The 20332-nt window shown below is 65.4% G+C and carries 21 protein-coding genes and 1 pseudogene; 7 read left to right on the forward strand and 15 right to left on the reverse strand.

Annotated features, from left to right (window positions below):
* The 5 genes from QOL82_RS13845 (at nt 1) to QOL82_RS13865 (ending at nt 6318) form a co-directional block, all read left to right on the forward strand.
* Nucleotides 1-555, forward strand: a complete 555-nt coding sequence (locus tag QOL82_RS13845; protein ID WP_283442871.1) for a hypothetical protein — start codon at nt 1-3, stop codon at nt 553-555.
* Between the two features lie 53 nt (nt 556-608).
* Nucleotides 609-1787: a hypothetical protein gene (locus QOL82_RS13850; RefSeq protein WP_283442872.1), complete on the forward strand. Its 1179-nt coding sequence runs from the start codon at nt 609-611 to the stop codon at nt 1785-1787.
* Between the two features lie 28 nt (nt 1788-1815).
* A complete protein-coding gene (gene csgH, locus QOL82_RS13855; protein WP_283442873.1) occupies nt 1816-2169 on the forward strand; it encodes a curli-like amyloid fiber formation chaperone CsgH in 354 nt (117 codons plus the stop codon).
* A 110-nt stretch (nt 2170-2279) separates the two neighbouring features.
* Nucleotides 2280-5678: a hybrid sensor histidine kinase/response regulator gene (locus QOL82_RS13860; RefSeq protein ID WP_283442874.1), complete on the forward strand. Its 3399-nt coding sequence runs from the start codon at nt 2280-2282 to the stop codon at nt 5676-5678.
* Nucleotides 5659-6318 (forward strand): response regulator, encoded by a 660-nt coding sequence (locus QOL82_RS13865; RefSeq protein WP_283442875.1) that lies wholly within the window; start codon nt 5659-5661, stop codon nt 6316-6318. The genes QOL82_RS13860 and QOL82_RS13865 overlap by 20 nt, the downstream gene beginning before the upstream one ends.
* 34 nt (nt 6319-6352) lie before the next feature.
* Here the strand turns inward: QOL82_RS13865 and QOL82_RS13870 are convergent, their stop codons facing one another.
* Together QOL82_RS13870 and QOL82_RS13875 are read right to left on the reverse strand one after the other, a co-directional pair.
* A complete protein-coding gene (locus tag QOL82_RS13870; protein ID WP_283442876.1) occupies nt 6353-6667 on the reverse strand; it encodes a hypothetical protein in 315 nt (104 codons plus the stop codon).
* A 604-nt stretch (nt 6668-7271) separates the two neighbouring features.
* Complete coding sequence (locus QOL82_RS13875) at nt 7272-8204, reverse strand: recombination-associated protein RdgC (RefSeq protein ID WP_283442877.1); 933 nt, start codon at nt 8202-8204, stop codon at nt 7272-7274.
* Nucleotides 8205-8369: 165 nt separating this feature from the next.
* Here QOL82_RS13875 and QOL82_RS13880 point away from each other — a divergent pair, with 165 nt between their 5' ends.
* Nucleotides 8370-9374, forward strand: coding sequence for an aldo/keto reductase (locus tag QOL82_RS13880; protein WP_283442878.1), 1005 nt, complete (start codon nt 8370-8372; stop codon nt 9372-9374).
* 31 nt (nt 9375-9405) lie between these two features.
* On the opposite strand, the gene dinB is transcribed toward QOL82_RS13880, so the two are convergent.
* The 7 genes from dinB to QOL82_RS13915 are packed head-to-tail and all read right to left on the reverse strand — an operon-like array spanning nt 9406 to nt 14057.
* The gene (dinB, locus tag QOL82_RS13885; protein WP_283443029.1) at nt 9406-10560 is read right to left on the reverse strand and encodes a DNA polymerase IV; all 1155 of its coding nucleotides are present in this window, start codon (nt 10558-10560) and stop codon (nt 9406-9408) included.
* A gap of 9 nt (nt 10561-10569) precedes the next feature.
* Nucleotides 10570-10995 (reverse strand): type II toxin-antitoxin system VapC family toxin, encoded by a 426-nt coding sequence (locus QOL82_RS13890; RefSeq protein ID WP_283442879.1) that lies wholly within the window; start codon nt 10993-10995, stop codon nt 10570-10572.
* A 1-nt stretch (nt 10996) separates the two neighbouring features.
* On the reverse strand, nt 10997-11236 hold the full coding sequence (locus QOL82_RS13895; protein ID WP_283442880.1) for a FitA-like ribbon-helix-helix domain-containing protein: 240 nt from the start codon (nt 11234-11236) through the stop codon (nt 10997-10999).
* 54 nt (nt 11237-11290) lie between these two features.
* Complete coding sequence (locus QOL82_RS13900) at nt 11291-11650, reverse strand: DUF2288 domain-containing protein (RefSeq protein ID WP_283442881.1); 360 nt, start codon at nt 11648-11650, stop codon at nt 11291-11293.
* A complete protein-coding gene (locus QOL82_RS13905) occupies nt 11628-11837 on the reverse strand; it encodes a SlyX family protein (RefSeq protein WP_283442882.1) in 210 nt (69 codons plus the stop codon). Before QOL82_RS13905 ends, QOL82_RS13900 begins: the two co-directional genes overlap by 23 nt.
* Entirely contained in the window at nt 11830-12012 is a 183-nt protein-coding gene (locus tag QOL82_RS13910; protein WP_283442883.1) for a DUF2256 domain-containing protein, read from the reverse strand. Before QOL82_RS13910 ends, QOL82_RS13905 begins: the two co-directional genes overlap by 8 nt.
* The gene (locus QOL82_RS13915) at nt 12009-14057 is read right to left on the reverse strand and encodes a UvrD-helicase domain-containing protein (RefSeq protein WP_283442884.1); all 2049 of its coding nucleotides are present in this window, start codon (nt 14055-14057) and stop codon (nt 12009-12011) included. The genes QOL82_RS13910 and QOL82_RS13915 overlap by 4 nt, the downstream gene beginning before the upstream one ends.
* A 202-nt stretch (nt 14058-14259) precedes the next feature.
* Here QOL82_RS13915 and QOL82_RS13920 point away from each other — a divergent pair, with 202 nt between their 5' ends.
* Nucleotides 14260-14727 (forward strand): SRPBCC family protein, encoded by a 468-nt coding sequence (locus QOL82_RS13920; protein WP_283442885.1) that lies wholly within the window; start codon nt 14260-14262, stop codon nt 14725-14727.
* Between the two features lie 193 nt (nt 14728-14920).
* Here the strand turns inward: QOL82_RS13920 and QOL82_RS13925 are convergent, their stop codons facing one another.
* From QOL82_RS13925 to QOL82_RS13950, 6 genes and pseudogenes are all read right to left on the reverse strand, one after another.
* Nucleotides 14921-17278 carry a DEAD/DEAH box helicase gene (locus tag QOL82_RS13925; protein ID WP_283442886.1) on the reverse strand — a complete coding sequence of 786 codons (2358 nt, stop codon included), beginning with the start codon at nt 17276-17278 and terminating at the stop codon, nt 14921-14923.
* 194 nt (nt 17279-17472) lie between these two features.
* Nucleotides 17473-18213: a sulfite exporter TauE/SafE family protein gene (locus tag QOL82_RS13930; RefSeq protein ID WP_283442887.1), complete on the reverse strand. Its 741-nt coding sequence runs from the start codon at nt 18211-18213 to the stop codon at nt 17473-17475.
* 43 nt (nt 18214-18256) lie between these two features.
* Nucleotides 18257-18556 carry a 2Fe-2S iron-sulfur cluster-binding protein gene (locus tag QOL82_RS13935; protein WP_283442888.1) on the reverse strand — a complete coding sequence of 100 codons (300 nt, stop codon included), beginning with the start codon at nt 18554-18556 and terminating at the stop codon, nt 18257-18259.
* Nucleotides 18557-18589: 33 nt separating this feature from the next.
* Entirely contained in the window at nt 18590-18886 is a 297-nt protein-coding gene (locus QOL82_RS13940; RefSeq protein ID WP_283442889.1) for a ferredoxin, read from the reverse strand.
* A 20-nt stretch (nt 18887-18906) separates the two neighbouring features.
* A complete protein-coding gene (locus QOL82_RS13945) occupies nt 18907-19248 on the reverse strand; it encodes a 2Fe-2S iron-sulfur cluster-binding protein (protein ID WP_283442890.1) in 342 nt (113 codons plus the stop codon).
* Between the two features lie 35 nt (nt 19249-19283).
* Nucleotides 19284-20308: pseudogene (locus QOL82_RS13950) on the reverse strand (2Fe-2S iron-sulfur cluster-binding protein).
* Nucleotides 20309-20332: the final 24 nt, after the last annotated feature.

The raw sequence follows: 20332 nt of genomic DNA on the forward strand, positions 1-20332 counted from the left end.
ATGCAGAACTCGGTCTCCATGCAGGGCGGCGTATGCGCCGGTCCAGGGAAAGCGCACTGGAAGACCGTGACGGTGCTGGGCTTCATCTTGTGCCTTGCAGCCTCAAGCAGTCATTGCGGCGACTTGGCAGGGCCCGAGTTGACCGCATCGCGACTCAGTCCGGCGATGTCGAGTTCCCTGGTGGAGCCCGAGCAGCAAAAGCGGGTAGCACAGTCGAATGAAGGACCGAAGATAAGCGTTGCTGAGCAGGCTCGCAAGCTCTCGGCGAGCGATATCGCCAATACCGGGAACGCTCAGGCAAATGCCATCAATGTGACGCAAAGCGGTATTGGGAACCTTGTCTCCGCAACGCAGACCGGAAACGGAAATTCGCTAGACCTCCGCCAGGGCGGTGACGGGAACAATGCACGGCTTTCGCAGCAAGGCAGTAATCGTCTGACCCTGGAGCAGGTCGGCATAGGACATCGGGCAGACATACAGCAGATAAATGGCGGTCCTGCGATCACGATACGGCAGGCCGGTGGGGAAAGCTTTATCAAGGCAACCCAGTACTAAAGACCGCTGGGTTGGGTAACACGACAAGGTCTTATAAAAACAGGAGATTTACCGTGAACTTCAAACTTTCCGCTGTATCCGCTGCTGTCGTGCTGGCATGCTCGATGAGTTCCGCTTTCGCAGCAGATTCGTCTTCCATTGATCAATCTGGCAGTAACAACACTGCGTCCGTCCTCCAAGAGGCAAATTTTACTTCCAGCAACAATACGTCTTCAATCAACCAAAGTGGCAGTGCCAATAATGCTGGTGTGCAGCAAGTTGCTAATGTTGGCAACGCTGTGTCCACAATCGTCGAATACTCCGGTGCTAACGACAATCTGTCACAGGTCTATCAGGCGTCGAGTTCCAGCGTGGCCGCGTCGATAACGAATGCCGGCTCCTCCAATCGCGGCAATGTATCGCAAAGCCGGGTATCGACGTCTTCAGGCTCCGTCATTCAGTCCGGAACCAGCAACACTGGCTTCATCAACCAGAGCGATGGTTCTAACCAGTTCGCAAGCATCAACGCCAGCACCTATGGCGTAAATGGCGTCAACAACTATGCCAATGTGACTCAAACCGGCACTGAACAGTCGGTAGCAATCGAACAAAGCTATGGGTCATTTAACAAGTTGACTGCCAAGCAAACCGGTGGAAACGACAGGGCGACCCTGGCCCAGGCCGGCAACGGGAATTTCCTTGAAACATTGCAGAATGGCACGGGCGCTCTGAATGTGGTAAATGGTTCCCAAACGGGTGACCGCAATACTGGCTACGTCACGCAATCAGGCAGCGATCTGAGCGCGAGCCTGTCGCAGCCCGGCAGCGACAATACGGCAAACCTGTCGCAGACCGGCAGCAGCAGCACAATGAGTGTCGGCCAGCGCGGCAATCTCAACAACGGCAAAGCGACGCAGGCAGGTAATAACCAGTACGCAAACCTGGATCAGACTGGCAGCAGCAACACGGCGAGCTTGTCGCAAATCGGGGATAGAAACTACATCTACGCATCGCAAGGCGGCATTTCAAATAAGGGCGAACTCAGCCAGAATGGCATATCGAATGTCGCATCGCTGACGCAGAGCGGTTCATCGAACGCTGCCTTGATGGAGCAAATTGGTGATTTCAACACCGCATCGTTGCTCCAGTCCGGCAACAGCAACGTCGCGAACATTTCGCAGAAGGGCAATTCATTTGCAAGCTACAACACCCAGTCCGGCTCCTCCAACACGATCACCGTGACCCAGCGTTAATTGCCTGACCTTTGTTGAAACCACCGGGATGGTGCAAGCCATCCCGAATTCACAGCGTATACACACCATGCTGGCTGACAGCGACATACAGGCCTGGCTTGCAATGAGCACGGCACAAGGCATGGTAATCATCGAACCAGCCCTGCGCTCTGCCACGACCAGGACCATCGACTACACGATCACGATCGACAAGACCGGCGCGGGAGGCACGTCCCTGGTCAACCAGTCCGGCATCAGGCATGTCGATGCTGGCGTTGCCATCTTCCTTTCCAAAAACTCGCTCAGCCTGCGAGACGGCGAGCAATGCAACCTGACCATGGTGATCCGGGAAGATGGTGTCGTTGTATATCGCAATGGATTCAGCTGCACGCCACCCAAGTAAGCAACTCTTCCCCCCGCTTCGGACCGCCTTTCTGGCGCAAAGCTTGCTTAATAAGCAGCTCAGCATAGATTCGCTCCCTAATATGGGGCGCGCGCCAGCCCGGAGCCCAATTGAACAGCACCGCCACCCAGCGCATCGTCAAGGTACGGCGCGACTACAACACATGGGTCGCCGACGAAACGCTGGAGGACTATGCGCTGCGCTACACGCCGCTGACCTTCCGGCGCTGGTCCGAATTCCGCATTGCCAATACCGCGCTGGGCGCGGTGTCCTTCCTGGCGCTCGAGGCCATCGGCGGCGCGATCACGCTGTCGTATGGTTTCACTAACGCGTTCTGGGCCATCCTGTGCGTGGCGCTGCTGATCTTTCTCACCGGCCTGCCCATCAGCTATTACGCGGCGCGCTATGGCGTCGACATGGACCTGCTCACGCGCGGCGCCGGCTTCGGCTATATCGGCTCGACCATCACCTCGCTGATCTATGCGTCATTCACCTTCATCTTCTTCGCGCTGGAAGCGTCCATCATGGCGCAGGCGGTGGAGCTGTACTTCGACCTGCCCATCAGCTGGGGCTACGTGCTGTGCTCGCTGGTCATCATCCCGCTGGTGACCCACGGCGTGACGCTGATCAGCCGGCTGCAGCTGTGGACGCAGCCGCTCTGGATCGTGCTGCTGGTGCTGCCCTATGTGTTCGTGCTGGCGAAAGAGCCGGGAGCGCTGTCCAACCTGTTGACCTTCACCGGCCGCCAGGAGGACGGCGCCAGCTTCAACCTGCTGCTGTTCGGCGCCGCCGCCACGGTGGCGATCTCGCTGGTCGCGCAGATCGGCGAGCAGGTCGACTTCCTGCGCTTCCTGCCGGAGAAGACCCGTGCCAACCGCCGCCGCTGGTGGACCGCGCTGCTGCTGGCCGGGCCGGGCTGGATCATCATGGGCGCGGCCAAGATGCTGGGCGGCGCGCTGCTGGCCTTCCTCGCCATCCAGCAGCAGGTGCCGATGGAACAGGCGATGGAGCCGACGCGCATGTACCTGGTCGGTTTCGGCTACGTGTTTTCCGACCCGGCCTGGGTGCTGGGCGCGGTCACCCTGTTCGTCGTGGTGTCGCAGGTGAAGATCAACATCACCAATGCCTATGCCGGTTCGCTGGCCTGGTCCAACTTCTTTGCGCGGCTGACCCACAGCCATCCGGGGCGCGTGGTGTGGGTGGTGTTCAACGTGCTGATCGCAGTGCTGCTGATGGAAGTCGGCGTGTTCAAGGCGCTGGAACATGTGCTGGGCATGTACTCGCTGGTGGCGGTCGCGTGGATAGGCGCGGTGGTGGCCGACCTGGTCATCAGCAAGCCGCTGGGCCTGTCGCCGCCGCACGTGGAATTCCGCCGCGCCCACCTGTATGACGTCAACCCGGTCGGCGTCGGCGCGATGCTGATCGCGTCGGTGCTGTCGATGGCGTCGCTGCTGGGCGTGTTCGGACGCATGGCGCAGGCGATGGCCCCCTTCATTGCGCTCGGCAGCGCGATGCTGGCCGCGCCGCTGATCGCGTGGGCCACGAAGGGCCGCTACTACCTGGCGCGCACCGACGTGCTGCGCGGCGGGCCCGGCCAGACGCTGCAGTGCGTGATCTGCGAAAACCATTTCGAGACGCCCGACATGGCGACCTGCCCGGCCTACAAGGGTACGATCTGCTCGCTGTGCTGCTCGCTCGACGCGCGCTGCAACGACCGCTGCAAGACCAATGCGCGGCTGTCCGACCAGTGCATGGGCGCGCTCAACCGGCTGCTGCCGAATGCCTTCACCCGCGGCCTCAAGACACGGGTCGGCCATTACCTGGTGGTGATGGCGCTGACCAGCGGCGTCATCGTGACCATGCTGGGCCTGCTGTACTACGAGGAGCTGGCCAACCTGACGTCCAGCGCCTACTACTCGCAGCAGGCCTTGCGCGGCGTGTTCATCAAGCTGTTCTCGGCGCTGCTGCTGCTGACCGGCATCGGCGTCTGGTGGCTGGTGCTGACCAGCGAAAGCCGCAGCGTGGCGCTGCAGGAGTCGGAACGGCAGACCAACCTGCTGCTGCAGGAGATCGAGGCGCACAAGCAGACCGACATCGAGCTGCAGCGCGCCAAGGAAGCGGCCGAAGCGGCCAACCTGGCCAAGAGCCGCTATGTGACCGGCATGAGCCACGAGCTGCGCACGCCGCTGAACAGCATCCTCGGCTATGCGCAGATCCTGCAGGCCGACGCCAACATGCCGGAACACCGGCGCGACGCGGTCGGCGTGATCCGGCGCAGCGGCGAACACCTGCTGAGCCTGATCGACGGCCTGCTCGACATTGCGCGCATCGAGGCCGGCAAGATGCGGCTGAACTCCGACGAGCTGCCGCTGCGGGAATTTCTCGACCAGATCGTGCGCATGTTCCGGCCGCAGGCCGCGCAGAAGGGACTGGCCTTTCGTTTCGTCGAACTGGGCCGCGCGCCGGAGTTCGTGCATGCCGACGAAAAGCGGCTGCGCCAGATCCTGATCAACCTGCTGGCGAACGCGGTCAAGTTCACCGACAACGGCACGGTCACGCTACGGTTTTCCTACGCGCGCGAGCTTGCCGAGTTCGAGATCGAGGACAGCGGCGTCGGCATTGCGCCGGAAGACATCGAGCGCATCTTCCTGCCCTTCGAGCGCGGCGCGGCGGCCAGCCAGCGCGAGGAAACCGGCACCGGGCTGGGCCTGGCCATCTGCAACATGCTGACCCACATCATGGGCGGCGAACTGAGCGTGACGAGCGTGCCCGGCCAGGGCAGCACCTTCCGCCTGAAGATCTACCTGACCGAGGTGCGCCGCCCTGGCGAGCGCAAGAAGCCGCTGGGCGAGATGGCGGGCTACCTCGGCAGCCGCAAGCGCATCCTGGTGGTGGACGACCAGGCCTCGCAGCGGCGGCTGCTGGACGCAATGCTCTCGCCGCTGGGCTTCGATATCGTGCAGGCCAGTAGCGGCGCAGCCTGCCTGGACGAACTGGCGCGCGCGCCGTTCGACCTGGTGCTGCTGGACATCGCGATGCCGGAACAGGACGGCTGGTCGGTCTGCCGCGCGATCCGCGAGCGCGGCCATGCGACGCTGCCGGTCATCATCGTATCGGCCAATGCCTTCGACGTCTCGTCGGTGCGGCACCTGGAGGACATGCCGTGCAACGACTTCATCGTCAAGCCGGTGGTGCTGGCCGAACTGCTGGCCAAGGTGCGGCTGCACACCGGCATCGACTGGATACCGCGCGCCGACGACGCGCTCGCCGACAAGCCCTCGCGCCCGGTGAAGCTGGTGCCGTCGCAGCCGCGCCTGCGCGGTCTGCTGGAGGCGGCGTCGATCGGGCATGTCAAAGGCATCCTGGCGCGGCTGGACGAGATCGAACGCATCGACAGCGCCTACCTGCCCTTTACCGCCGAGCTGCGGCACCTGGTCAAGCGCTTCCGCCTCAACGAACTGAGTTCACGACTGCAGGAGATGATCCATCATGATGTCGACAAGGTATGAAGGGGGCATGGCGGCCAGCGCCCACGTGGTGCTGATCGTCGACGACGTGCCGGAAAACCTCGCGGTGCTGTCCGACGCGCTCGACGAAGCCGGCCACACCGTGCTGGTGGCGACCGACGGCGCCAGCGCGCTGGAGCGGCTGCTGCTGGTGATGCCCGACCTGATCCTGCTGGACGCGGTGATGCCCGGCATCGACGGCTTCGAGACCTGCCGCCGGATGAAGCTGATGGACAGCGCACGCGATGTGCCGGTGGTGTTCATGACCGGGCTGACCGAGACCGAGCACGTGGTGCGCGGCTTCGAGGTGGGCGGCATCGACTACGTGACCAAGCCGATCCGCCCAGCCGAGGTGCTGGCCCGCATCAGCACGCATGTGCGCAATGCCCGCATGCTCAGCGAGGCGCGTCATACCCGCGATACGGCGTTGCCGGTGGCCTCGGCGGACCTGTCGCATTATCAGCTCACGCCGCGGGAGCTGGATGTGCTGGCGTGGATTGCGCGGGGCAAGACCAACCGGGATATTGCTGAAATTTTGGGCATGAGTCCGCGGACGGTGAACAAGCACCTGGAGCATATTTTTGTGAAGCTGGGGGTGGAGACGCGGGCAGCGGCGGCGGCGCTGGTGGCGAGCCTGCGGTAAGGGGAGTGTGACGGGCGCTGTCGGCGCTGGGACGTTATGGTTTGGAGTTGCGCGCGCAGCGACAGTTGCAGTTGACCTTGTCGTTCCGCGCAGCGACAGTTGCCGTTGCAGTTAGCCCCGCGCAGCGACAGTTGCCGTTGCCGTTGCCGTTGCCGTTGCCGTTGCGGTTGCGGTTGCGGTTGCTTGTGAAGTGGCCGTTGCCGTTGCAGTGAATCCCCGTCGATGGCGACACGTCGCCAGTGCCGAAATCGGATAAAGAAGCGTCCGCTGTCTGAGCGAAGCGAGTTTCGGACGCTTCCCGATTTCGGTGCTGGCGGCGTGTGCACCCCGCGCAGCGGGGCGCCATCATCGGGGTCGCCTTCTCTTGCCTACTTCTCTTGGCGAAGCAAGAGAAGTAGGTCGGCTGCCGGGCCGAAACCCGGCTAGGTCGTCCGGCAGGCCAGCCGGTATTGCTTCATCCGCCAGCAGGCGCACCGTCGCGAAGCCGCTTTTGCAGTTGACAACGGCTGCACGTCAGGAATACGCGCCACAGCGCAAGGCGCCGATGCTGCGTCTGCTGACAGGTGAAACATTGGGGATTCACTGCCGTGGGGAGTAGCCGGGTGTTCGGCCCGGCAGCCGACCCGCTTTTTTGCTTCGCCAAAAAAGTGGGGCAAAAAAGGCGACCCCTACGATGGCGGTCCGCTGCGCGGACTGCACGCGCCGCCAGCACCTGAAACGGGAAGCGTCCGAAACTCGCTCCGCTCAGACAGCGGACGCTTCTTTATCCGTTTCAGGCACTGGCGACGCGTCGCCATCTAACGGGGATTCACTGCAACGGCAACGGCCACGGCCACGGCAACTGCAACTGCAACGGTCGCTGCGCGGATAACAGCCACTTCACAGGCAACTGCAACGGTCGCTGCGCGGAGCTAACCGCCACCGCTGCATGGCGACGCAGCCGCACACTTCCGCTAGGCCGCCTTCGCCACTGCCACCGGCGCCAGCGCATCGCTCATCTCGCCGCCCAACGCGGCAACCAGATCCGCGATCAACTTGGACAATTCCCCAGTCATTAACGCCATGTCGGTATCGAACCGCTCATCATCGTTCTGCGAGCTGCCCTCGTTATTCTCCTTCAGCACATCCAGCGGCGCGATGCGCTTGACCGCCAGCGACTCGGTCAGCACGAAGGACACCCGGTCGGCCCAGGTCAGCGCCAGGCGCGTGCACTGCTTGCCGGACTCGATGTGGCGGCGCACGTCGGCCGCTTCCAGCGTGTGGCGCACGTAGCGCACCGTGGCCTTGCCTTCGCCGGTGGCGCGCAGTTCGGTGTCCTGGTCGACGGTGAAGCCGCCGGGCGCTTCGTCGGCCAGCAGCCATTCGGTCATGGCCGCGACCGGCGATTGCGCGACGCGCAGGGTGTCCATCGGGAACTTGTCGACGGCTTTGAGCAGCAGGCGGATCACGTCCTCGGACTTGGAGGCGCTGCCGGTGTCGATCACCATCCAGCCGTTGACCGGGTCGATCCAGACCCAGGTGCTGCTCTGGATGCTGAAGGCGCGCGGCAGCAGTTCGTCGGCGACCTGCTCCTTGAGTTCCTTCATCTGCTTGCGGCCGGGCTTGAAGCCCTGCTGCTCTTCCATCTCGGCGGCCTTGGCCTTGGCGACCTGGTTGATGACCGAGGATGGCAGCAGTTTCTTTTCCGTGCCCAGCTGCAGCAGCATCTGGCGGTTCACGGTGTGCACCAGGCCGCCGTTAGGACGCGGCGGCAGCCAGCCCTGGCTTTGCAGCTGGATGCTGGTGCAGGGCGTGAATGCCTGCGGCGCGAGCTTCTCTTCCAGCTGTTCGGGATTCATTGCCCACGGCGCGGGCAAACGGTAGATCTGCAGGTTCTTGAACCACATGGCTTCGTCGCAAAAAGCGGCCATTCTACACGGCGAAAACCTGAACCAGGACAAGCTTGCCAGCCTTGCAACGGCTTCGCCGCCTGCATGCATCAAAGTGTTGTGCTATGTTCAACTTGACTCCGGCAAGCACGATCGTCCAATCACGAAGACAAGGAAAACACCATGCAATACCGCCGCCTCGGCAACAGCAACCTGCAAGTCTCCGCCCTCTGCCTGGGCACCATGATGTTCGGCGATCAGACCGACGAAGCCGAAGCCGGGCGCATCGTCGCCTCGGCGCGCGAGCATGGCATCAACTTCATCGACACGGCGGACGTCTATACCAAGGGCGCGTCGGAACTGATCGTCGGCCGCCTGCTGAACGGCCAGCGCGACGACTGGGTGCTGGCGACCAAGCTGGGCAACCCGATGAGCAGCCAGCCCAACAGCGGCCACTACTCGCGCAGCTGGATCGTGCGCGAAACCGAGAACAGCCTGCGCCGGCTGGGCACCGACTACATCGACATCCTTTACCTGCACCGCGACTATCACGAGGAAAACCTCGACGAGGCGGTGCGCGCGCTGGGCGACCTGATCCGCGCCGGCAAGATCCGCTCGTTCGGCCTGTCCAACTTCCGCGGCTGGCGCATCGCCGAGGTGGTGCGCGCCTGCGAACGGGCCAACGTGCCGCAGCCGGTGGTCTGCCAGCCGTATTACAACCTGCTGAACCGCATGCCGGAAGTGGAGATCCTGCCGGCCTGCGCGCATTACGGCCTGGGCGTGGTGCCGTACAGCCCGATCGCGCGCGGCGTGTTGAGCGGCAAATACCTGCCCGGCCAGAAGCCGCCCGAGGACAGCCGCGCAGGCCGCAACGACAAGCGCATGATGGAAACCGAATTCCGCGACGAGTCGCTGCTGATTGCGCAGGCGCTCAGGGAGCACTGCGACCGCCGCTGCGTGCAGCTGAGCCATTTCGCAACCGCCTGGGTGCTGGCCAACCGGCATATCAGCTCGGTCATCGCCGGACCGCGGACGCTGGCGCAGATGGAAGATTATTATGCGGCGCTGGACCTGCGCCTGGACGCGGCCGAGGAGTCGATGGTCGACGGCCTGGTGCGGCCCGGCCATGCGTCGACGCCCGGCTACAACGACCCGAGCTATCCGTTCTTCGGGCGGGTGACGGGCTGAGCGCCAGGGGCTGAATGCCGGACGCCGAAGCTCAGGCCAGCGACAGTTCGCCCTGGCTGGGACCCGGCGTGTCGCCGGCCGCGCCGCGCGGCGTCAGCGCGGTGACGCGCACGCCGAGCAGTCGCAGCCGCTTTTCCAGCGGCACGCGGCGCAGGCATTCGCCGGCCGCCCGGCGGATCGCTGCCGCGTCATCGGTCGACGCCGGCAGCGTGACATCGCGGGTGACGGTGCGGAAGTCGTCATAGCGCAGCTTGATGCCGATGGTGCGCCCCACGTAGCCCTTGCGCTTCAGGTCCTCGGCCACCTTGACGCACAGCGCGGTGAAGATGCCCGACAGCGTGTCGCGGTCATGCCGCGCATGCAGGTCGCGCTCGAACGTGGTTTCTCGGCTCAGGGACTTGGGCTCGGAACTGGTCACCACCGGGCGCTCGTCCAGCCCCTGCGCCACATCCTGCAGCCACAGCGCGTAGCTGCGGCCGAAATGGGCCTGCAGAAGGCCGGCGTCGACATGCGCGAGGTCGGCGATGGTGTGCAGGCCCAGCCCCGCGAGTTTTTCCACGGCCTTTGGGCCGATGCCATTGACCTTCTTCACATGCAGCGGCCAGATGCGGGTCTCGATATCGGCCGGCGTCAGTATCGTCACGCCGTCCGGCTTGTCGAGGTCGGAGCAGATCTTGGCCAGCAGCTTGTTGGGCGCGACGCCGATCGAGCAGGACAGGCCGGTGGCGTCCCGCACCGCCTGTTTCAGCCGCCGCGCCAGCGTTTCGGTCTCTTCGTCGTGGCTGCTGAGGTCGAGGTAAATTTCATCGATGCCGCGGTCTTCCATTTCGGGCGCGATCTCCGCCACGGCCGCCTTGAACAGCTGCGAGTAATGGCGGTAGGCCTTGAAGTCGGTCGGCAGCAGCACCGCGTCGGGAGCCAGCCTGGCGGCCTTCATCACGCCCATCGCGGAGAACACGCCGAGCGCACGCGCTTCATAGGTCGAGGTGGTGACGACGCCGCGGCCGACGTAATTGCGCAGCAGCGAATAGCTGTGCGTGCCGTCGGGCTGGGGCACCGGCTGGTGCGCCGAGCCGCCGCCGATCACGACTGCGCGGCCGCGCAGTTCGGGATAGCGCAGCAGTTCGACCGACGCGTAGAACGCGTCCATGTCGAGGTGGGCGATGCGGCGGGCAGGCATGGGCAGGTCTTTACGTCAACGGTCAACCCACGGATCGACCAGGTCGAGGCGGATGCCCTGGAAATCCTTGACGTTGCGGGTAGCGAGAGTGAATCCCGGAAGGGCGCGGCAGATCGCGGCGATCTGCGCGTCGGCCATGCTGATCGGACTGCCTGCCGACTGCCGTTCGCAGACCACGTCGGCATAGCAGATCGCGGCGGCTTCGTCGAACGGGAGAATGCGTCCCGCAAACTCTTCCCGGATGATGGCGGTGCCAAGCTCAAGGAGGCCAGCCTTGCGCTTGCCTTCCGGCAGGCGCGCAATGCCGTAGCGCAGCTCGGCGACGGTGATGGCGGTAATGAAAAGGCTGTCCGCTTCCTGCCCGTCGAGCCAGTCGACGACGCCCTGCGCGGGCACAGGCCGCATCAGCTCCGCCAGCACGCTGGTGTCGAGCACGAGCATGTCAGAAGTCGGCCGGGCGAGGCGCGTCGGCGCGCGGCGGCAACTCGAGGTCGACCCCATTCACCGCCTTGAAACGCGCGCTGATGCGGCTGCCCAGGCCCTTGGCCGAGGGTGCGCCGGTCAGGGCCTTGCGCAGGATGCAGCGGACTTCCTCCTCCATTGAATTTCCGTGGACTGCCGCCTCGACGCGCAGTCTCGCCTTCAATTCCTCATCGAGGTTCCTGATGGTCAGACTCGCCATGACATTTTCCTCCGCGATCAATGCATGCAATGATAGCAGCCGGAAAGTCGGCTCTCAATGCAGGCCGCTCATCCCTGCCACCCGCTCCACCCTCTGCACCAGCACCCACGGCTTGACCACCACCGCCCACATTTCCAGGTCCACCTGCAGCCATGCCGCGGCCTGGATATCGCTGACGCGGGCCAGGCGGCCGTCGGCCATCCATTTCTTCACCGCCGCGGCGTCGTCGCGGGCGATGGCGACCGCGACTGCGATCAGGTCCAGCGTCTCGTCGACCGCGACGACGTTGCCGCCGGCGTAATGGCGCTGCAGTTCGGTCCATCTGAGTTTCGAGGTTTCCTGGTTGAGCCGTGTCTTCAGCTCGGCGTCCTTGTCCTGTTCCATGGCGATGTCAGTAGTGTGGTGGTGGTTCATGCGCGTTGAGCCCGTCGCCGCCGCTGCCCTGCCCGGCTTCGGCAATGCGCTTGGCGAGCAGGCCGCACAGCGCTTCGAGTTCATCGATGCGGCGCTGCTGCCGGTAGACCGTGCTGTTGAGCGAGTCGAGCAGGTCTTCCTGCCGCGCCAGTTTGATTTCGATGTCGACCAGGCGTTCGTCATCCATGCTGCTTTCCTCCGGTTTTATTCGATGTGTTCCTGCCGGTGCGGCAGGCGTCGGAACAGTAGCGCACGGTGTCCCAGTTCAGCGCCCACTTGCGGCGCCAGGTGAACGGCCGGCCGCAGGCGGCGCATACCTTGACCGGCAGGCCATGCGGATTGCGCACCGCGCCGGCCTTCATGACGCCCTGGGCTTCTGCAGCAGCGCCTTCAGGTTGGCCAGCCGGTTCTGCGGCGTGATGGTCTCGGCCTCGGTCGGCACCGCGTCGCCCTCGTCGAGCTTCATCTCCTTGATGAAGCGCGACATGTCGCAGTTGATGCTTTCCCGCGCCCGCTTGCGCTTCTTGCACCAGGTGATGTGCAGTGTGCGCTGGGCGCGGGTGATGCCGACATACATCAGCCGCCGTTCTTCCTGGATGCGCGCGCCCATCAGCTCCATCGGCGCGTCCGGGTCGCCCTTGTGCGGCAGGATGCCCTCCTCCACGCCGACCAGGAACACGTGCGGGAACTCCAGCCCCTTGGACGCATGCAGCGTCGACAGCCGCACCGCGTCCGGCTCCTCGTCCTTCCCTTCGAGCATGGTCATCAGCGCGACCATCTGGGTCAGGTCCAGCAGGCTTTTCTCGGCACTTGCGCCGTCGCGGCCGCCGGTGCCCTTTTCCTTCAGCCAGCTGGTGAAGTCGATCACGTTCTGCCACTTGCCCTGCGCGCCGCGGTCGTCGAAGGCGTCGTACAGGTAGGCTTCGTAGTTGATCGCCTTCATCATGTCGTCCAGCACTTCGCCTGCGGTCTCGCCGGGCCGGTGCGCGCGCGACTCGAGCTGGTTGATGAAGGTGGCGAAGTCGCGCAGCGGCGTCAGCTGCCGCTCCGGCAGCTTGGCCTCGATGCCGCCCTTGAACACCGCCTCGAACAGCGAGCACTGCCACTGGCCGGCGAAATTGCCCAGCACTTCCAGCGTCGACTTGCCGACGCCGCGCTTGGGCGTCGTCACCGCGCGGATGAAGGCCGGGTCGTCGTCCGAGTTCGCCACCAGCCGCAGGTAGCTCATGATGTCCTTGATCTCGGCGCGGTCGAAGAAGCTCTGGCCGCCCGACATCACATACGGGATGCGCTCGCGCCGCAGCGCCTGCTCGAACACCCTGGCCTGGTGGTTGCCGCGGTACAGGATCGCGTAGTCCGAGAACTTGCCGCGCCGCTCGAAGCGGTGGGCCGACAGCATGATGGCGACCTGGTCGGCCTCGTGCTCGTCGTCCTGCATGGCCAGCACCTTGACCGGGTCGCCGAGGCCGTGCTCGGACCAGAGCGCCTTCTCGAACAACTTGGGATTATTGGCAATGACCGAGTTGGCCGCCTGCAGGATGCGGGTGCTGGAGCGGTAGTTCTGCTCGAGCTTGATCACCTTCAGGTCGGGGAAGTCGACCTGCAGCGTGCGCAGGTTCTCGATCGTCGCGCCGCGCCACGCATAAATGGCCTGGTCGTCGTCGCCCACCGCGGTGAACATCGGCTTCTTGCCCACGCCCGTCACCAGCAGCTTGACCAGCTCGTACTGGCAGGTGTTGGTGTCCTGGTATTCGTCGACCAGCAGGTAGCGCAGCTTGCGCTGCCACTTGTCGCGCACCGTGTCGTTGGACTGGAACAGCTGCACCGGCAGCCGGATCAGGTCGTCGAAGTCGACCGCCTGGTAGGACGCCAGCGTGGCCACGTAGTCGCGGTAGATGCGCGCGGCCTGGGCCTCGTCCTCCGTCACGGCCTGCCTGATGGCGGTGTCGGCATCGACCAGGCCGTTCTTCCACAGCGAGATGGTGTTCTGGATGCGGCGGATCAGCTGCTTGTCGGTCGTCATCGCCATGTCCTGCACCAGCGAGAAGCAGTCGTCGCTGTCCATGATGGAGAAGCGGTCCTTCAGGCCCAGCTCGCGCGCCTCGCGCCGCAGGATCTGCACGCCCAGCGAGTGGAAGGTGGACACGGTGAGCTGCTTGGCCAGCCGCGGCTCCTTGAGCAGCTTGGCGATGCGCTCCTGCATTTCGAGCGCGGCCTTGTTGGTGAAGGTCAGCGCGGCGATGTGGCGCGCATCGTAGCCGCACTCCTCGATCAGGTGCGCGATCTTTTGCGTGATGACCCGGGTCTTGCCGGAGCCGGCGCCGGCCAGCACCAGGCACGGCCCGTCCATGTACTTGACGGCTTCGCGCTGCGGGGCATTCAGGCCAAACTGGGGGGTGGTGGACATGCGGGGAGGTACCTCGAAAAGAAGCAGGCTATTGTAGCGGTTAGCGGGAAACCGGTCCGGCGCGGCGCGATCGGCAGCGGCGATGCGCTCCGGCCACCAGGTCCGGCGAATGCATGCCCGCACCCCGATGCACTCATGGTAAAGTCCCCTCTTCCCCAAATTCCGATCGAGCGCCGCAGGCTGTCCACGGCGCGCTGCTGCCATGAAATTTTCCCATCTCGTTGAAATCAACGACCCCCTGAATCCCCTGATCGAGCCGCTGTCGCGCGCGCAACTCTGGCGCGGGCTGGTGCTGCGGGCCGAGCAGCCCAAGATGTTCGTGCCGCATCTCGACGCCTGCGACATCCTGGAAAAATCGGCCGCGCTGGTCGAGCGCGAATTGCGCTATGGCGAAACGGTGATCCGCGACCGCGTCAGCTACCTGCCGCAGATGCAGGTGCATTACCACGTGCCGCAGCAGAACGACATCCCGATGTCGGACCTGACCATGACGATCGAGGAGCCGCAGCCGGGCGTGCTGTACGTGCGCTTCATCTACGACGACCACAAGACCGGCGAAGACCCGGCGGAAGCCTTCTACAACGAGTTCCGCCGTTCGGCCTACCAGGAGTCCGACATCGACACCATACGCACGGTCAGGGAGCTGGCCGGGAACGGCTCGCTGGGCTAGGCGCCACGCCCGGACCCGGCCTGGCCGCCGGGTCCGCGGCCGGCTGGAAAAGCCTGTCGCAGGGCGCCGGCAGCGTGCGCTGCATTGCGCCGCCCTCCGCGCCCGCGCCCGCGCCGCCGCAGCCCGAAAAAATGCTTGGTCAGGCGCGCCGCTGATGAAATTCCAGCTGCCTCGCCTGCTTCGTTTCCTTCCCCTACTTCGATTTGCCGCCCTTGCGATGCGGCTTGGCGCCGGCCTTCTTGTCTTCCACCCGGCGCTCGGCGCCGCGCTTGGGCACGGTCAGCGTGATCTTGCCGGAAGCCGGCTTGGCCGCGGCCGGCGGGCCGTCCGCATGGCTGATGCGCAGTTGCTGGCCGGCGACCCAGACGGTCTTCAGGTGCTGCAGCAATTCCTTGGGCATGCCTTCCGGCAGGTCCAGCACGCTGTGGTCGTCGAGTATCTCGATATGGCCGATGTACTTGGCGTCCAGCCCGGCTTCGTTGGCGATCGCGCCGACGATGTTGGCCGGCTTGACGCCATGCGCGTTGCCGACCTCGATCCGGTAGCGTTCCATTCCGATGTCGCTCTTGGGCTTGCGCTCCTTGCGGGTCGCAGCGTCGCGTTCCGGCGCTTCCGCGCGCGGCGGGCGCTCGGTGCGCTCGGTGCGCTCGGTGCGCGGGGCTGGTTCACGTGCAGCCGGTTCACGTGCCGCGGCGGGCGCGGCGCGTTCGGTGCGCTCCGGCCGTTCGGTGCGCTCGGCGCGTTCCGGCCGCGGCGCGGCTTCACGGGCCACGGGCGCTGCCGCCGGGCTTGCCGCCTGCGCGCCGGCCCGGCTCAGGTGCAGCTGGCGGCCGGCGATGCGCACGCCCTGGAGCTTGCTGACGATGTCTTCCGGCAGGCCCTCGGGCATGTCGAGCAGCGTGTGGTCGTCGTTGATGTCGATGCGGCCGATGCTCTTGCCGTCTATCCCGGCTTCATTGGCGATCGCGCCGACGATATTGCCGGGCTTGACGCCATGCATCGCGCCGACCTCGATCCGGTAGCGGGCCATGCCGGCGTCGGAAGGCCGTTCGGTGCGCTCGCCGCGTTCCGCCCGTGGCGACGCCGGCCGGTCGCTGCGTTCGAAGCGTTCCGGACGCTCGGCGCGCTCGAAGCGCTCCGCACGTTCGGGCCGCTCGCTGCGTTCGGCGCGCTCGAAGCGAGCCGGCCTTTCCTCGCTGGCAAAACGTTCCGGCTGCGCATCACGGCGCGGCTTTTCCAGCAGCAGCGGCACATCGCCGCGGGCCATGCTGGCCAGCGCGGCGGCGATTTCCACCGCCGGCACATTGCGTTCGCGCTCGTAGTCCTCGATCAGCGAGCGGTAGATGTCCAGCCCGCCGGCGGCCAGCGTATCGGCGATCTGGTCCTTGAAGCGCGCGATGCGCACGTCGTTGACCGCCTCGATGCTGGGCAGCGTCAGCGGCGACACCGGCTGCCGCGTCGCCCGCTCGATCACGCGCAAGAGGCCCTTCTCGCGCGGCGTGATGAACAGGATAGCCTCGCCGCTGCGCCCGGCGCGGCCGGTGCGGCCGATCCGGTGGGTATAGCTTTCCGGATCGTGCGGCACGTCATAGTTGATCACGTGGCTGATGCGCTCCACGTCCAGCCCGCGGGCGGCGACGTCGGTCGCCACCAGGATGTCGATCTTGCCATCCTTCAGCATCTGGATCGTGCGCTCGCGCTGCTGCTGGTTGATGTCGCCGTTGATGGCCGCCGCCGAGAAGCCGCGCGCCTGCAGCTTGCCGGCCAGCTCCTCGGTGCCCAGCTTGGTGCGGGCGAAGATGATCATGCCGTCGAAGGTTTCCGCTTCCAGGATGCGGGTCAGCGCGTCGAGCTTCTGCATGCCGCTGACCAGCCAGTAGCGCTGGCGGATGTTGTCGGCGGTGCCGGTCTTGGCGGCGATCGTCACTTCCTGCGGGTTCTGCAGATAGGTCTGCGCGATGCGCTTGATCGCCGACGGCATGGTGGCCGAGAACAGCGCGGTCTGGCGCGACGCCGGGGTTTTCTGCAGGATGGTCTCGACATCGTCGATGAAGCCCATGCGCAGCATTTCATCGGCCTCGTCCAGCACCAGCGTCTTCACCTGCGACAGGTCCAGCGAATTCTTTTCCAGGTGGTCGATCACCCGTCCCGGTGTACCCACCACCACGTGCACCCCGCGCCGCAGCGCGCTCAGCTGCGGGCCGTAGCTCTGGCCGCCGTAGATCGGCAGCACGTGAAAGCCGGGGATATGCGTCGCATAGCGCTGGAAGGCCTCGGCCACCTGGATCGCCAGTTCCCGCGTCGGCGCCAGCACCAGCGCCTGCGGCGCGCTCTGGCGGATGTCGAGGCGCGCCAGGATGGGCAGCGCGAAGGCGGCGGTCTTGCCGGTGCCGGTCTGCGCCTGCCCCAGCACGTCGCGGTTGGACATCAGCAGCGGGATGGTGGCGGCCTGGATCGGCGACGGCGTCTCGTAGCCCAGCTCGTTCAGTACGCGCAGGATGGGTTCGCCAAGGTTCAATTCGGCAAACAGCGGGAAGGGTGTTTCAGACATGGCGGGACTCACAGATGGCGGAAGCGGTGGAAAAACAAGGGACGTAGTCTACTCTGTTGAGCGCGGCGGAGGTGGCTTGTGGGACAAGGATGCGCCGGAAGGCGCAGGCGGGAGCCGGCAAATCCATCCGGGTTGCCGGCCGGCCACGTTTTACCGGCGCGGCGCCGGCGGCCAAACGCGCAAGGATGCAGGCGCTAGAGGACCGCGCGTCCCAGCATGTACAAGCCGATCGCCAGCATCCAGATCATGAAGCAGCGGCGAAACACCTCCGGCTTCATCCGGTGCCGGATGCGCTGGCCCGCCAGCATGCCCGCCATGGCCGGCAGCAGCGCCAGCAGCGAGGTCCAGGTCACCGACATGGCCATCCGCCCGCCGCCCAGGAGGCCCAGGCTCAGGCCGATCGCGCAGGTGCTGAAGGTCAGGCCGAACGCCTGTATCAGTTCGTCCTTGTCGAGCTTCAGCGAAATCAGGTAGGGGATCAGCGGAATGACCGCCAGCCCGGAGGCGCCGTACAGCATGCCGGACAGCAGGCCGACCGCTGGCGCGAGCCGCCGTTCCAGCCGCGGCGGCACGTAAAACTGCGGCGCGAGCAGGCCGAACACGCCATAGGCCGCCAGTACGCCGCCCAGGATGCCGGCCACCAGCGCGCCATGCGCCAGCAGCCTGGAGCCGAAAAACGCGCCGGCCAGCAAAGTGAGCAGCAGCGGCGCCAGCCGGCGCAGCAGCTGGCCGAAACGCGGCCCGCTCAGCAGTTGCCAGGTATTCGTCACCAGCGTCGGCACCGCGAGCAGCGCGACGGCTTCGGGCGTGGCCATGAACAGGCCGAGCACGCTCATGGCAACTGTGGGCAGGCCCATGCCGATCACGCCCTTGACCATGCCTGCCAGCATGAAGGTCAGGCCGACCACGGCCAGTGTAGCCGGCGACATTGTCATGCGGCGCCTGTCCCGTCAGGCCGGCCGCTGCGGCGGGGGTGGTTCATGCCTTCTTCTTGGGCACCCAGGACACGCTGATGCTGCCCTCCAGGACAAAGGTCTGGCAGGCCATCCGGTAGCCCTGGTCCAGGTCTTCCTGCGTCAGGTGCTTGCGTTCCTTGTCCTTGACCTTGTCGGTATGCTCGATGCCCTGCTCTATCCTGCACTTGCAGGTGCCGCACTTGCCGCCGCCGCACAGGAAGGGGATGCCGCCCTGTTCGCGCAGCGAGACCCGCAGCAGGTTGCTGTTGTCGGGCGCGGTGGCGACCTTGTTGCCGTTGGTGATGAACGTGACTTCTATCATGTGGTTTTCCTGGGGCTGCGCGGCCGGTTTGATTCAAAGGACGCGCACCAATTCGATGTCCAGCGAGCCGAAGCCCGACAGCGCCTCCAGTTCGCGCCGCGCTTCCTCTATCGTGGGAAAACGCGGCAGGAACTTGGCCGGCACGTGGTTGACCGCGCTGCCTTCGCCTTCTTCGGTGATGATGACCTTGCCCTCGCCCGTCGTCTCGGCCAGCACGAACACAGCGCGCTTCCTGCCGCAGAAGAGGTAGTCGTACTGCTCGACCGGACGCATGCCGTCGGCCGGGTCGGTGCGGTACTGTCCGGGCTTGCTGGTCAGGATGATGTACATGGCGCAGGCTTTTCGTAGCGTCAGGCGATGCGGGTAATGCCGTCGCCGCGTGCCGCCAGCGCCGGGTCGATGTTGTCCTGGCTCAGTTCGATGTCATGCTCGATCCAGAGCTGGCATGCGAGCCGGTAGCCTTCGTCTAGCTTGTCGCCGAGTTGTTTCTTTTCCTTCCAGTTGGGCGCCGGCAGCTGCTCGCCGCCGCGGATGACGATGCAGGCGCACTTGGCGCACTTGCCCATGCCGCAGCCATAGGACAGGTTGGGATAGGGGAACTGCTTGATGCCGGCCCGCACGACGAGGTTGGTGTTTTCCTTGACCTCGCCTTCATGGATCCGGCCGTTCTTGTGCAGCAAAATTTTCGGCATGGCTATGTCCGCGTCTCGGTTGATCGGGATCGTGCTCAGGCCGCGGCAGGCTCGCCGGCCAGGTCGTGGGCAAAGCTGAAGCTGTCGGTGTAGATGTGGGCGGCGCTGGCGCCGTGGGCCAAGAAAAGCTGCCGGGCGTCTCGGATCATCGCCGGCGAGCCGCACAGGTAGAGCGCATGCTCTTCCAGGCTGCCGAAATCCTGCACCACCGCCTGCTGCACATAGCCGCGGCGGCCGGTCCAGCCGGGGCCGGGCCGTGACAGCACCGGCACGTACTGGAAGTCGTACAGCCGGTCGCCCCAGGACCGGATTTCCTCGTCCAGATACAGGTCGGCTTCGTCGCGCATGCCCCAATACAGCGCCACCGGCGGGCAATCCGGGTCGTCCATCAGCGACTGCAGGATGCCGCGCATCGGCGCCAGCCCGGTGCCGGTGGCGGCCATGATCAGCGGCCGGTAGTCCGCGCTGCGGTAATGGAAGGCGCCCAGCGGCAGCGTGATGTCGAGCCGGTCGCCGGCGCGCAACTGCGCCAGGCGACGGTCGGTGAAATTGCCGCCCGGGACGCGCCTGACATGGAAGTCGAGCTGGCTGCCCGCCGGCGCCGACGCCATCGAGAAGCTGCGCACCGAGCCGTCCTCCAGGTGGACGTTCATGTACTGTCCTGTCCGGCCAGGAAAAGCGGCGGCTCGTCGCCTTCCACGTCGAGCAGCAGGTGATTGACGCTGCCGCACAGGGGTCGCACGTCGCGCACCACCGCGCTGTGGCGGCGCGGCTCCGGCGTCGCCTCGGCAATGCCCGGCTCGATGACCAGGTCGCTGTGCGGCCGCGCCTGGCATGCCAGCGCATAGCCGTCCGCCGCTTCCTCCGGCGTCAGGCCGAACGGCTCGTCCTCGTACGACACCGTGCCGTCGAGCAGCCGCACGCGGCAGGTGCCGCAGCCGCCCATGCGGCAGTCGTGGGCCAGCGCAACGCCGGCGCGCAGCGCCGCATCTAGCACGGACTCGCCGTCCTCGACGCTGAAGCGCTTATCCGAATTGAACAACATTACCTGGTATGCCATCTTGTGCCCCGTCTGCTGCCCGGA

Source organism: Noviherbaspirillum suwonense, assembly GCF_900182955.1.
Classification (GTDB): domain Bacteria; phylum Pseudomonadota; class Gammaproteobacteria; order Burkholderiales; family Burkholderiaceae_D; genus Noviherbaspirillum_A; species Noviherbaspirillum_A suwonense.

Coding starts and splice junctions, on each gene's coding strand:
- QOL82_RS13845 (WP_283442871.1), top strand. CDS start 1: ATGCAGAACTCGGTCTCCATGCAGGGCGGCGTATGCGCCGGTCCAGGG.
- csgH (WP_283442873.1), top strand. CDS start 1,816: ATGGTGCAAGCCATCCCGAATTCACAGCGTATACACACCATGCTGGCT.
- QOL82_RS13865 (WP_283442875.1), top strand. CDS start 5,659: ATGATGTCGACAAGGTATGAAGGGGGCATGGCGGCCAGCGCCCACGTG.
- QOL82_RS13870 (WP_283442876.1), bottom strand. CDS start 6,667: ATGATGGCGCCCCGCTGCGCGGGGTGCACACGCCGCCAGCACCGAAAT.
- QOL82_RS13875 (WP_283442877.1), bottom strand. CDS start 8,204: ATGTGGTTCAAGAACCTGCAGATCTACCGTTTGCCCGCGCCGTGGGCA.
- QOL82_RS13880 (WP_283442878.1), top strand. CDS start 8,370: ATGCAATACCGCCGCCTCGGCAACAGCAACCTGCAAGTCTCCGCCCTC.
- QOL82_RS13890 (WP_283442879.1), bottom strand. CDS start 10,995: ATGCTCGTGCTCGACACCAGCGTGCTGGCGGAGCTGATGCGGCCTGTG.
- QOL82_RS13895 (WP_283442880.1), bottom strand. CDS start 11,236: ATGGCGAGTCTGACCATCAGGAACCTCGATGAGGAATTGAAGGCGAGA.
- QOL82_RS13900 (WP_283442881.1), bottom strand. CDS start 11,650: ATGAACCACCACCACACTACTGACATCGCCATGGAACAGGACAAGGAC.
- QOL82_RS13905 (WP_283442882.1), bottom strand. CDS start 11,837: ATGGATGACGAACGCCTGGTCGACATCGAAATCAAACTGGCGCGGCAG.
- QOL82_RS13910 (WP_283442883.1), bottom strand. CDS start 12,012: ATGAAGGCCGGCGCGGTGCGCAATCCGCATGGCCTGCCGGTCAAGGTA.
- QOL82_RS13915 (WP_283442884.1), bottom strand. CDS start 14,057: ATGTCCACCACCCCCCAGTTTGGCCTGAATGCCCCGCAGCGCGAAGCC.
- QOL82_RS13920 (WP_283442885.1), top strand. CDS start 14,260: ATGAAATTTTCCCATCTCGTTGAAATCAACGACCCCCTGAATCCCCTG.
- QOL82_RS13925 (WP_283442886.1), bottom strand. CDS start 17,278: ATGTCTGAAACACCCTTCCCGCTGTTTGCCGAATTGAACCTTGGCGAA.
- QOL82_RS13930 (WP_283442887.1), bottom strand. CDS start 18,213: ATGACAATGTCGCCGGCTACACTGGCCGTGGTCGGCCTGACCTTCATG.
- QOL82_RS13935 (WP_283442888.1), bottom strand. CDS start 18,556: ATGATAGAAGTCACGTTCATCACCAACGGCAACAAGGTCGCCACCGCG.
- QOL82_RS13940 (WP_283442889.1), bottom strand. CDS start 18,886: ATGTACATCATCCTGACCAGCAAGCCCGGACAGTACCGCACCGACCCG.
- QOL82_RS13945 (WP_283442890.1), bottom strand. CDS start 19,248: ATGCCGAAAATTTTGCTGCACAAGAACGGCCGGATCCATGAAGGCGAG.